Origin of the sequence: Streptomyces sp. NPDC050732 (assembly GCF_040654255.1) — a bacterium.
In the GTDB taxonomy this organism is placed as follows: domain Bacteria; phylum Actinomycetota; class Actinomycetes; order Streptomycetales; family Streptomycetaceae; genus Streptomyces.
Genome location: NZ_JBFAHP010000014.1, coordinates 100,672 through 113,643, shown reverse-complemented (window position 1 = coordinate 113,643; position 12,972 = coordinate 100,672). Strand labels below are relative to the sequence as shown.

The 12,972-nt window shown below is 72.9% G+C and carries 2 protein-coding genes; both read right to left on the bottom strand.

Annotated elements, in window-relative coordinates; all coding sequences use genetic code 11:
- Positions 1 to 204: 204 nt before the first annotated feature.
- Positions 205 to 1,932 carry an ABC transporter ATP-binding protein gene (locus tag AB0H82_RS15190; RefSeq protein ID WP_362992672.1) on the bottom strand — a complete coding sequence of 576 codons (1,728 nt, stop codon included), beginning with the start codon at positions 1,930 to 1,932 and terminating at the stop codon, positions 205 to 207.
- Complete coding sequence (locus tag AB0H82_RS15185; protein WP_362992671.1) at positions 1,922 to 12,925, bottom strand: amino acid adenylation domain-containing protein; 11,004 nt, start codon at positions 12,923 to 12,925, stop codon at positions 1,922 to 1,924. The genes AB0H82_RS15190 and AB0H82_RS15185 overlap by 11 nt, the downstream gene beginning before the upstream one ends.
- Positions 12,926 to 12,972 lie beyond the last annotated feature (47 nt).

Here is a 12,972-nt window from a genome sequence, read left to right as displayed (position 1 = left end):
CACCCCCCGCCGTTGGCCGCCTGCGGGCCGGTGGGGGTTGGTCGCGCAGTTCCCCGCGCCCCTGGACAAGCGGCCCTCGTTCGCCTGCGGGCCCGTGGGGGTTTTCGCGCAGTTCCCCGCGCCCCTGGACACACCCCCGGCCGTCCACCGCCCGCGGCTCAGCGCATGCGCCGCCCCGGCCCATCCCCCCCCGGCGCGGTGTCGCTAGCGGGCCACTGCTGCGCAGTAGGCCTCGTTCGTGGCCAGTAGGTTTCGGTGGGTGTCTTCGGCTGTGATCGTGCCGTCGGTCAGGATCAGGACTCTGTCGGCGGCGTCCAGGAGGGCCGGGCTGCTGGTGATGACTACTGTGGTGCGGCCCTTGCGGAGCTTGGCGATGTTGCGGGCGATGAGTTGTTCGGTGACCGCGTCGACGGCCGTCGTCGGGTTGTGCAGGACGAGGATGTCCGTGTCGGCGGCCAGGGCGCGGGCCAGGGAGAGGCGTTGGCGCTGTCCGCCCGAGAGGTTCGCGCCGCGGTCGCGGACGGCGTAGTCGAGGCCTTCGCGGTGCAGGGCGACGACGTCGGTGAGCATGGACGCCTCGACCGCCTCGGGGACCGAGACACTCTTGCCCGACGGGTCGATGTTCGTGCGGAGGGTGCCGGCGAAGATCTCCGCGTCGTACGGGTTGACCAGCATGTGCTCGCGGACCGCCTCGACGGAGAGGGCGGCGAGCTCCTCGCCGCTGACCCGCACCACTCCCTCGTACGCGTCGGGCGGCACGTTCACCGCCAGGATCGACGCCAGGTCGGCCACCGCGCGCGGCTGGTAGCCGGCGATCGCCACGAACTCACCCGCCGCCACCGTGAACTTCAGGCCGCGGAGGGAGCCGTAGCGGACGCCGTCGATCTCCAGGTCGCCGCCCGCGGCCGGGTGCTCGGGGCCGGGGGTGGTGACCGGGGGCGCGGAGAGGACGAGCGCCATTCGTTCCGCCGAGGCCCGCGCGATCATCACGTACTTGGGCATCTCCGAGAACATCTTCAGCGGTTCCATGATGAATTGGGCCAGGCCGACGGCCATGACCAGTTCGCCGATGGTGATCCGGCCCTCGAAGGCCAGCCAGCCCGCCGTCAGGGTCACCGCGGCCGCGAGGACCGCGTTGAGGGCCTGCGCGGTGCCCGCGTACACGCCGTTCACCTTGGCGACGGTGATCGCCTGGTGCTTCGCCTCCGTGCTGACCGTCCGGTAGGAGCGGAACGCCGCGTGGTTGCCGCCGAAGCCGTGCAGCGGGCGCAGGCCGCTGATCAGGTCGGCGACCTTCGCCCCGGCCCGGGCCACCCGGGCCTGCTGTTCCCGCGTGCTGGAGCCGATCCGCTTGGACATCACGCTGAGGATGGAGAGGATCGCGACCGTTCCCACGATCACGAGCAGGCCGAGGCGGTAGTCGGCCATGCCCAGCGCGACCGCCGCGACGACCACCGCGACCATCGAGCTGATGAGCAGCGGCACCACCTCGATGATGTCGGCGGTCTGGTCGGCGTCCTCGGTGGCGATGGTGAGGACCTCGCCGGACTTGAGGTCGACGTCCCTGGCCACCGGCTGGAGGCCGCAGCCCGCGACCTTCACGCGCCAGCGGTGCGCCTCCGTCGTGTTGGCCTTCTGCAGGATGCGCATGCCGAACCGCCACGACAGCGACACCGTCGTGATGATCACGGCGAGCGCGCCGATGGACAGGGCGAGCGCGCCGAGCGTGCGGTCGTCCCGCATCGTGTGCTCGACGATCATGCCGAGCGCGATGGGGAAGGCCGTCTCGCCCGCTTGGTAGAGGCCCATGAGGACGGTGCCCCAGACCATGGCGCCGATGTTGCGGCGCAGGGCGGTCCTGAGGATCTCGGATCCCGGGTGCGGCCGCTTCTCACCAGGGCTTTTCGTGGGTGTCGCAGTCTCAGTCTTCATCGAGGTGGCGGGCAATCGCTTCCGGGGTTCGCAGGGTGAACAGGTCTCGGATCGTGATCACGGGACCGTACTCGCGGCGGAGCAGGCCGATCAGCCGTACCGCCAGCATGGAGTGTCCTCCGAGGGACACGAAATCGCTCACCGCGCTCACCTCGTCGTCGTCGAGGTCCAGGGCTTCGGCGAAGAACTCGCAGACCACCGTCTCCGTCTCGGTCTCGGGGCCGCGCTCCCCCGCCGTGGTCAGCGCGCCGAGGGGCTTGGCCTCGGGCAGCGCCTTGGTGTCAGCCTTCCCGTTCACGGTGAGCGGGATGCTGTCGACCTCGGCGTAGTGGGTGGGGCGCAGGAAGTCCGGCAGGCCCGTGCCGACCTCGGCGGCGACGGCGGCCAGGTCGGCGCCGTCGAGGACGAGGTAGGCGGCGAGGCGGTACGCCCCGTCGACCTGCGGGTCGGGCTGGGCGACCGCGGCGGCGAACCGCACCGCCGGGTGGGCGGCGAACGCGGCCTCGACCTCGCCCAGTTCGACCCGGTGGCCGCGGATCTTGACCTGCTGGTCGGTGCGGCCCAGGTAGGTGAGGTTCCCGTCGGGGCGGCGCGTCACCAGGTCACCGGTGCGGTACATGCGCTCGCCCGGCGCGCCGAACGGGCAGGCGACGAAGCGGTGCGCGGTCTGGGCGGGCTGGCCGAGGTAGCCGCGGGCGATCCCGATGCCCGCCACGTAGAGCTCGCCGGGGACGCCGTCCGGCAGCGGCCGCAGCCACGGGTCGAGGACGTACACGTCGGTGTTGTCGATGGCCACGCCCACCACCGGGTCCTGGCACTCGAAGGTGCCGACGCCAAGGGTGTTGATCGTGTACTCGGTGGGGCCGTACAGGTTGTAGCCGACGGTTCCCTCGGTCTCGGCGAGCCGCTGCCAGAGGGTCGGGGTGACGGCCTCGCCGCCGAGGAGGACCAGCGCCGGGCGCCGTGCCGGGTCGGCGAGCAGGCCCTCGGCCACCAGCTGCTGGGCGTAGGTCGGCGTCACGTTGATGACGTCGATCGCGTGCTCCAGGCAGTACTCGACGAGGCCGGGCGCGTCGCGGCGCAGCTCCTCGTCGCAGATGTGCACCTCATGGCCGTCGGCGAGCCACAGCAGCTCCTCCCACGACATGTCGAAGGCGAACGACACGGTGTGCGCGATCCGGAAGGTGCGGTGCCCGTGCTCGGCGAGGACGGGCTCGAAGATCCGGCGCTGGTGGTTGACGAGCATGTTGGTGAGTCCGGCGTACTCGGTCACCACGCCCTTGGGCTTGCCGGTCGAACCGGAGGTGTAGATCGTGTACGCGGGGTGGCGCAGCCGGTCCGGGTCGTCCGGCGCGAACGTCACGAACGGCTCGGCCTCGGGCAGCGGACGGTCCAGCTCGATCAGGTCGTCCGTTCCGACCGGGCCGCCGGTGAGCCGGGGCGACACCGCGCTCACCGTGAGGATCACGTCCGGGCGGGCGTCCGCGACGATCGCCGCGATCCGCTCGTCGGGGTGGTCCAGTTCGAGGGGTACGTACGCGGCGCCGACGCGCAGCACGGCGAACAGCGCCACGATCGAGTCGAGGGAGCGCGGGATCGCGAGCCCCACGGTCGTCTCGGGGCCGAGTCCCCGCGCCGCGAGCACACCCGCCACCGCGCGGCTGCGGTCCCGGAGTTCGGCGAATGTCATCGTCGCGCCGTGGGCGACGAGGGCGGTCCGCCCGGGGTCGCGGTCGGCGGCCCGGTCGAAGCGGTCGACGACCGTGTCCGTGCCGACGTCGGTGCGTTCTGCGGGCTCGGGGTGCCGGCCGAGGCCGGGCAGCGCGCCGACCGGTCCGGTCGAGCGGGCCAGGTCCTCCAGTACGCGCACGTAGTCCGCGAGGAGGCGGCGGGCGTCGCCGCTGTCGCCGTAGCGGTGCTCCAGCTTGACCGTGAGCCGGTCGCCGGGGGTGACGACCCAGGTGAAGGGGTAGTGCGTGGAGTCGTCGGCCTGCACGGACGTGATGCCGTGCCGGGAGTTCATCTCGGCGAAGGCGTCCATGTCCAGGAAGTTCTGGAGTACGAACAGGTTGTCGAAGAGCGTGTCGTGGCCGCTGGCGCGCTGGATCTCGCCGAGCCCGAGGTGCTCGTGCTCCATGGCCTCGACGCGGGCCGTCTGGACGGCCGTCAGGTACTCGCGGACGGTCTGGTCCGGCCTGGCCTTCGTCCACTGCGGCACGGTGTTGAGCAGCACGCCGACGATGTCGGACAGGCCCTCGCCGTCGCGGCCGGAGACGGTCACGCCGAACACGGCGTCGCTGCGGCCCGTGTGCGCGCCGAGCAGGAGGCCGAACGCGCCGGTCAGCACCGAGTTCAGCGTGACGCCGTGCGCCTTGGCGGCGTTCCGCAGCAGCTCCGACTGTTCGGCGGAGAGCGTGTGGACGAGCGCGGGCGGCAGGTCTTCCGACAGAGCGGGGGCCGGTCCCGCGAGCAGGGTGGGGCCGGGGAGCGCGGCCAGGTGCTCCGCCCAGAAACGTTCCGAGACCGCTGCGTCCTTGGCGTCGAGCGCCTTGGCGTACTCCTCGAAGCTCGGCGTGGCCGGGGCGTCGTCGAGCGGCTCCCCGGCGAGGACGGCCTCGTACGCGTCGAACAGGTCCCGCAGCACGATCTCGCGGGACCAGCCGTCCCACAGGAGCAGGTGGTAGCTGAGGAGCAGACCGTCGCGGCCGTCCGGCAGGCGGACCACCGTGAGGCGGATCAGCGGCGGCTCCGCCGGGTCGAAACCGGTGTCGCGGTCGCGGACGCGCAGGGCCTCGACGTCCGCGTCGCTCGTCAGCTCGACGGTGCGGACGCCGACGCGGCGGCCCGCCTTGAGGACCTGGACGGGGTTGCCGTCGTCGTCGGTGGTGAAGCCGGCGCCGACGACCGGGTGCCGTGCGATGACGTGCGCCATCGCGTCGGCCAGCGCGTCCGTGTCCAGCCGCCGGTCGAAGGTGAACCAGCTCTGCGCGACGTAGTGCCCGGCCGCGCCCGCCAGCTGCGCCTGGAAGAACAGGCCCCGCTGGAGGGGGGTGACCGGCGCGGTGCGCTCGGCGGTCGCGGAGGCGTCCGCGACCTGCTCCAGGGCGCGTCGCCAGTGCTCGGTGATCGTGTCGGGGATGCCGTCGGCGAGGGTGAAGGCCGCGTGCAGGCTGCCCGTGGCGTCGTCGATCCAGGCATTGACCTCGACGGCGTACGGGCTGCCCTGGTCACCGCCGGTGATGTGCACCGCCTGGGACTCGCTGCCCCGGCCGAGGTAGTTGAACAGAACCTGCGGGCGGGCGGTCAGCAGCGGCGCCGTCTGCGGGTTCAGGTACTTCAACTGGCCGTACGCGACGTGCCCGCGCTCGTCCGGCTGGCGCTCGGCGACCTCGCGCGCGGCGGCGACGGGGTCGGTGTGCGCGGTGAGCCGTACGGGCGCGATGGAGGTGAACCAGCCGACGGTACGGCTGTAGTCGTGCTGTTCGAGGACCGGGACCCGGCCGTGCCGCTCCAGCTCGACCGCGAGGTCGGTGGGCGACTCCTGCACGTGGGTCAGCGCGGTGCGCAGCGCGCCGCAGAGCAGCTCGGTGAGGCCGACGCCGAGCGCGGCGGGTGCGGTGCGGGTGACGCGGTCGCTGGTCCCGGGCGCGAGGACGACGGTGGTCTCGCGCAGGCTTCCGGCCGTGGCGGTCTCCGCGGCCGCCGGAAGGAGGGCGGGCGCCCGGAGCGTGGTGATCCAGTGCCCGAGGTCGTCGACCGCGTCGGCGGACCGGAGCGTCAGCGCCTCGGCGTACTCGGCGTAGGACGTGGTCGGCGGTGCCAGCTCGGCGCCGCGCATGGCGGTGGCCAGGTCGTCGAGGAGGATCAGCCACGACACCGCGTCGACGGCGAGGTGGTGCACGACGACGACCAGGGTGCGGCTCGCCGCGAGCCAGGAGAACGCGACGACGTCCCCGGACTCGGGGTCGAGCCGTCCGGCGGCCTCGTTCGCGGCGACGGTCGCGTCGGCCGTGTCACTGCGTACGACGGAGATCTCGCGCGCGGGCTCGGTGCGCAGCGCCCACACACCGTGCTCCACACGCAGCCGCAGCCGGAGCGCCGGGTGCGCGGCCACGACGGCGTTCGCGGCGCGCCCGGCGTCGGCGAACCCGGCGCCCTCGGGCGCCACCAACGTCCTGGCCTGGGCGAACCGGTCGAGCGAGCCGCCCAGTTCGCGCTGGCGCAGGACGATCGGCGTCGGGACCAGGGGGCCGTCCTCGCGACGAGCGGCGGTGGGTGCGGTGGCGTGTGCGGGCGTCGCGCCCTGCGGTGCGCTCGACCCCAGGTGCTCGGCGAGCGCGCGCGGCGTCCTGAACAGGAACACGTCCCGCGGCGCGATCCGCAGTCCGAGCGCCCTGGCCCGGTTGATCACGGTGATGGCGACGATGCTGTCGCCGCCGGCGGCGAAGAAGTCGGTGTCGGCGTCCGCGGTGGCGGAGCCGGGCAGCGTTTCCGTGAAGATGCCGACCAACTGGTCGAGGACGGCCGGGACTTCGCCCGCGGGTGCGTCGTGGCCGGTCGCGCGGTTCTCCGGGGTGGCGGCCGCCCGCTCGGCGAGCGCCTTGCGGTCCAGCTTGCCGTTGACCGTCAGCGGCAGGGCGTCGACGGAGAGGACCCGGCCCGGCACCATGTGCACGGGCAGCTTCGCGCCGAGCAGTCCCGCGAGGTCCTTGGGCGCGCGGCCCACGACGTGCGCGACGAGGTGGTCGCCGCTGTCCGCGACGGTGACGGCCACGTCGACCACGCCGTCGAGTTCCCGGACCGCGGCCTCGACCTCGCCGAGTTCGATGCGGAAGCCCTTGAGCTGCACCTGGTCGTCGGCGCGTCCGGCGAACTCCAGCTCGCCGTCGAGCGTCCGGCGGGCGAGGTCGCCCGTGTGGTACATGCGGGAGCCGTCGTCCGCGAACGGGTTCGCCACGAAGCGGCCCGCGGTCAGGCCCGGCCTGCCCAGGTAGCCGAGCGACACCTGGTCACCGGCGACGTAGATGGCGCCGACCCGGCCCGGCGGCACCGGCCGCAGCCGGTCGTCGAGCAGGTAGGTGACCAGGCCCGGGATCGGGCCGCCGATGGGGCTGACGTCCTCGCCGCGGGCGAAGTCGTCGTCGGTCAGCACGCGGTGGGTGACGTGGACGGTGGTCTCGGTGATGCCGTACATGTTGACCAGCTCGGGCGACGCGGTGCCGTGCCGCTCGACCCAGCCGCGCAGCCGCCCGAGGTCGAGGGCCTCGCCGCCGAAGATGATCCGGCGCAGCGCGGGCAGCGGCTCGCCGGCGTGCCGGTCGGCCTCGATGAACTGGTAGAACGCTGACGGCGTCTGGTTGAGCACGGTCACGCCGCGCTCGCGGACGAGTCGGTGGAAGTCGACCGGGGAGCGGGTCAGGCCGTACTCGGGCACCAGCAGCTCACCGCCGTGCGCCAGCGCCCCCCACAGCTCCCAGACCGCGAAGTCGAAGGAGAAGGAGTGGAACTGGACCCACACGTCGTGCGGTCCGAACTCCATGTCGGGCCGGGTGTTTGCGAGGAGCGTCACCACGCTGGAGTGCGGGACGACGACGCCCTTGGGGCGGCCGGTCGATCCTGACGTGTAGATGACGTACGCGGGGTCGTGCCAGCCCGCCTCGGGCGTGTGCGCCCCGGTGGTCTCCGTCGGCAGCTCCTCGCCCTGGACGACGACGCGGGCGGGGACGCCCGTGCGGTCGAGGAGTGCGGTGAAGCGGTCCCGCTGCTCGCGGTCGACGAGCACGACCTGCGGAGCGGCGTCGGCGAGGATGTACTCCAGGCGCTCGTCCGGGTACGCCAGGTCCAGCGGTACGTAGGCGCCGCCCGCGGCGACGATCGCGACCAGGGCGACGACCTGCTCGACGGAGCGCGGCACGGCGACGGCGACACGCTTGCCGGGGCCGACACCGGCCGCGCGCAGCGCTGCGGCCAACTCGTCCTTGGCGGCGGCGAGTTCGCCGTATGTCAGGGACCTGGTGGTGCCGTCGAGTGCGCACTGGGTGACGGCGGTGGCCGCCGGGTCGCGCCGGGCGGCGGCGTCGAACAGGCCGCCCAGGGTGGTCCGTTCCACGGGCGCGGGACGGCGGGTGGCCGCGGGCGCCAGGTCGGCGACCGGGGCGTCCGGCCGCGTGAGCAGGCCGGTGAGGGCCGAGGTGAACGTGCGCAGGATGTCCTGGGCGGTGGTCTCGCCGAGGAGTTCACCGTCGTAGATCAGGTTGAAGCGCGGGCGGCCGTCGGGCGTGCGCTCGACGACGAGCGTCAACGGGTAGTGCGGGGCACCCTCGTTGACGACGTCGGTGATGACGAGTTCGGCGTCGGCGGTGCGCAGGCCGTCCAGGTCGGTGGCGACGTCGAAGACGACGAGGGTGTCGAAGAGCGAGCCGACACCCGCCTGACGGCCGATGCGCGCGAGCGACACGTGCTGGTGGGGCAGGACGGCGCTCTGGTGCTCACGCACCGACGCGAGGAGTTCGCGGGCCGTGGTCGTACCGCTCCAACGGGCGCGTACGGGAATGGTGTTGATGAACAGGCCCACCATGTCGCCGATGCCGGGCACGTCGGCGTCGCGGCCGGACACGGTGGAGCCGAAGACGACGTCGTCGCCGTGCAGGAGGCCGCCGAGCGTCACCGCCCAGGCGCTGTGCACGGCCACGCTCAGGGGCACGCCGGCCGTGCGGACGGCGGTGTCGATGTCGTCCTCCGCCTCGACGGCGGTGTCGGCGAAGCGGTCGGAGGGGGTGTGCCCCTCGGCGACCAGCGAAGGCCCGGGCAGCTCGGCGAGCTCCTCGCGCCACACCCGGTCGCTCTCGTCGTCGTCGCGTCCGGCGAGCCAGTGCACGTAGTCCGGGAAGCCGCCGATCGGGTACACGGTTCCCGGCGCGTGGTACTCGGCGAGCAGCGCGCGCAGCATCGGCGGGACCGACCAGCCGTCGGCGATGATGTGGTGCACGGTCTGCACCAGGACGTTCCTGCCGTCGCCGGCGCGGACGAGCGTGTACCGCATCAGCGGTCCTGTGGCCAGGTCGAACCCGGCGCGGCGGTCCCGCTCGGCGAGGTCGCGTATCTCCTCGTCGGTGATGCCGGGGCGGTCCACGGTGGTGAAGGGCGCCTGGACGCCGTTCTCCAGGACGGAGACGACGCGGCCGTCGGCGAGGGCGGTGAACCGGGCGGCCAGGTTCGGGTACAGCGTGAGCAGCCGGGTGGCCGCGGCCGCGAGCCGGTCGGCGTCGACCTCGCCGTCCGGCGCGTGCAGGGTGAGGAGCTGCTGTTCGACGTACGCGCCCGCCGAGTCGTCGTCGAAGACCGAGTGGAAGTAGAGGCCTTCCTGAAGGGGCGTCAGCGGGAGTACGTCCCGCAGCGCCGGGCCGTCCAGGGCGTCGACGTCGGCCTGGGTGAGCGGCACCAGCGGGAAGTCGCTGGGCGTGTGGCCGCCCTCGTCGAGCGCGGCGAGGCCGGCGAGGGCCACCCGGAAGTACCCGCCGAGCGTGGCGATGTCCTCGTCGGTGAACATGCCGTCGGGCCAGGAGACGGTGGTGACCAGTTCGTACTCGCCGCCGGTGGAGGCCGGTTCGGCGATCGCGTTGAACTCCAGGGCGCGCGGCAGGCGCATGTCCGGGTCGCGCTTCTCGCCCAACTGGCCGGTGGTGCCAGCGAGTTGCCAGTCACCTGCGGCGCCCGCGTCGAAGCGGCCGAGGTAGTTGAAGAGCACCTGCGGCGCGGGGGCGTCGAACTCGGTGTCGGTGAGGTAGCGCAGGGCACCGTACGAGATGCCGTTGCTCGGCACCCGCGAGAGGTCTTCCTTGACCGCCTTGAGCGCGGCGGCGAGGTACTCGGGGTCGGTGAGGTCGGGGGCGGCGCCGGGGTCCACGGTCACCGGGAACAGGGTGGTGAACCAGCCGACCGTGCGGGACAGTTCGGGTTCGAAGCCGGCGGTGTCCGCGACGAAGCGGCCCTCGCGGCCGTGGCCCTCCAGCTCGATGTGCGCGAACGTCTGGTCCTGTCCGAGGTCGCGGCGCCACCGGGCGAGGGCGACGGCGAGCGCGGTGAGGAGGACGTCGTTGACGCCCGCGTGGAACTTCGCGGGGAGTTCGCCGAGGAGCGCGGCGGTGACCTCGGGGCCGACCGAGACGGTCTGGAGCCGCTCGCGTGCGACGGTGTCGGCGGCGGTCAGGGCGCGCCGGCCCACCGGCCGGTCGGGGCCGGGCAGGGGGCGCTGGAAGTACGCCAGGTCGGCGTCGAAGCCCGCGCGTTCGAGGAGCTGCGTCCAGCGCCGGAACGACGTGCCCACCGGGGGCAGTTCGACGCTCGCGCCCGCGGTGTACTGGCGCCACGCCGTGGCCAGGTCCTCCATCAGGACGCGCCAGGACACGCCGTCGACCACCACGTGGTGGGCGACCATGACCAGCTGGCGCGCGTCGCGGCGCCAGACGGCGCGCAGCATCACGCCGTTGTCCGGGTCGAGCCCGTCGGTGGCGAGCGCGACGCAGTCGTCGAGCGGCAGGTCGCTCTCCTGCCACGCCGGCTGCCGCCCCGACTGCCGTCCAGGCCCTGCCGGGTCCGCCGCCGGGATGTCGAAGCTCCAGCGGTCGCCGCGCACCAGCTTGGCGCGCAGCATGTCGTGCCGTGCGAGGACGGCGCAGAGTATCTCGTCGAGGGCTTCGGCGGTGAGCTCCGCCGGGGTGTTCAGGACGACCGACTGCACGAAGCCGTCGATCGCGTCCGTGGTCTCGCCGAGCCACTGCACGATGGGCGAGCCCGCCACGGCACCGGTGGCGACGTCGCCGTGGTCCACCGTGGAGACGTCCTCGCGGCTCGCCACCGCGGCGAGCGCGCCCACGACGCTGTTGGTGAAGATCTGCCGCGCCGTGACGTAGAGACCGGCGTCGCGCAGCGCGCTCAGCAGCGAGATCGTGAGGATGCTGTCGCCGCCGAGCTGGAAGAAGTCCTGGTCGACGCCGACCTCGTCGAGCTGCAGCACCGCCGCGACGGCCGCGCAGACCACGCGTTCGTTCTCGGTGGCGGGCGGGGTGACGGTGCCCTTCGGGGTGGTGGGTTCCGGCAGCGCGTTGCGGTCGAGCTTGCCGTTCGCGGTGAGCGGGAACGCGTCGAGGACGACGATGTGGGTGGGGACCATGTACTCGACCATGTGGTCGGTGGCCCACGCCTTGACCTCGTCGGCCCGCAGCTCCTCGTGGCCGGCGGCGGGGATGACGTATCCGACGAGGTAGGTGCCGCCCGCCGTGTTCTTCTTGGCGACGACGCAGGTGTGGCGTACGCGGGGGTGCTCGGCGAGGCCGACCTCGACGTCCTCGATCTCCAGGCGCATGCCGCGGATCTTGATCTGGTTGTCGGCGCGGCCGAGGAAGTCGAGGGACCCGTCGGGGGCGAACCGCGCGAGGTCACCGGTCCGGTAGAGCCGGGAGCCGTCCGAGGCGAAGGGGTTGGCGACGAACCGGGAGGCCGTCAGGCCGGGCGCGTTGACATAGCCGCGCCCCAGGAGGAAGCCGCCCACGTACAGCTCGCCGCCGACGCCGACCGGGACGGGGCGCAGCTCGTCGTCGAGGACGTACAGCTGGGTGTTGGGGTTGGCCTTGCCGATCGACGTCGACAGGCGCTCGGCCTCGCCGCGGTAGATGACGTGCGAGACGCCGATGGTCGTCTCGGCCGGGCCGTAGCCGTGGTACATGGGGATGTCGAGCCGGGTGCGGAACCGCTCGTACAGCTCGGGGGTCAGCACCTCGCCGCCGCACCAGACGTGGCGCAGGCTGTCGAGCCGGCCGGAGTCGCCCGCCATCTCCAGGAGCACGTCCAGCATGGACGACACGAGGTACGTGAAGGTGACGCGCTGCTCGGCGATCACGCCGAGCAGGTGGTGCGGGTCGCGCTCGCCGCCGGTCCGCAGGACCACGACGCGGCCGCCGCAGACCAGCGGCAGGAAGATCTCGTTGATGGAGATGTCGAAGGAGAGCGGTGCCTTGAACAGCGACGCGTCGTCGGGGCCGAAGCCGAGGATCTCGTCGACCTGCCAGAGCAGGCGCTCGCTGATCGCCTCGTGGCGGATCATCGCGCCCTTGGGCCGCCCGGTCGAACCGGAGGTGAAGATCACGTACGCGAGGGCGTTGCCGGGGACGGCGATCCCGGTCGGCTCGGTGGGGAGGGAGCCGAATCGCCAGTCGCCGAGGTCGACGGCGACGGCTTCCGGCTCGGCCGGGTCGTGCTCGCCCGAGGCGTTGAGCTGCAGCACGACGCGGGCGTCCTCAATGACGACGGACCGGCGCGCGGCGGGCCACTGCGGGTCGAGCGGCACGAACGCGCAGCCCGCCTGGAGCACGGCGAGCAGCCCGACGACCATGTCGGCGGAGCGGCTGAGCGAGATGCCGACGACCTGTTCGGCGGTGAGGCCGCGCGCGACGAGGTGGTGGGCCAGCTGGGCGGAGCGCTCGGCCGCCTCACGATAGGTCAGGGAGCGGTGCTCGTCGACGATGGCGACGGCGTCCGGCCTGAGCCGCGCCTGCTCGCGGAACATCTCGACGATGGTCGGGCGGACCCGGTCGGCGTCGGTGTCGTTCCACTCGGCGAGGGCCTTGAGCCTGGCCGCGGGGCCGGACGGGCCGATGGTGCCGAGGGGCCGGTCGGGGAAGTCGGCGAGGTCGTCGAGGGCGAGCTGCGCGTCGGCCGGGTCGACGCCGTCGGGGACGGCGATCTGCCAGCCGTCCGCTCCGGCGTCCCGACTGCCGGGCCCGGTACCGCCGTTGTCGACCCAGCCGAGGACGTCGGCGAAGAGGGTGCCGGGGGTGAGCTCGATGCCTTCGGGGCTCCCGCCCGTCGCCCAGTACGAGAGACCGATGGCGCACGCCTCGGCGACGGTCCGGTCGGAGTAGTCGCCGGCGCGCCGACGTACATCGGCCAGGCGGGCGGGGGAAAGCAGCACGAGGCCGGCGCTCGGTTCCATCATCGAAGACTCAGCGTCCCTTCCAGGTAATCGCAGTAAGGCTAACCTAA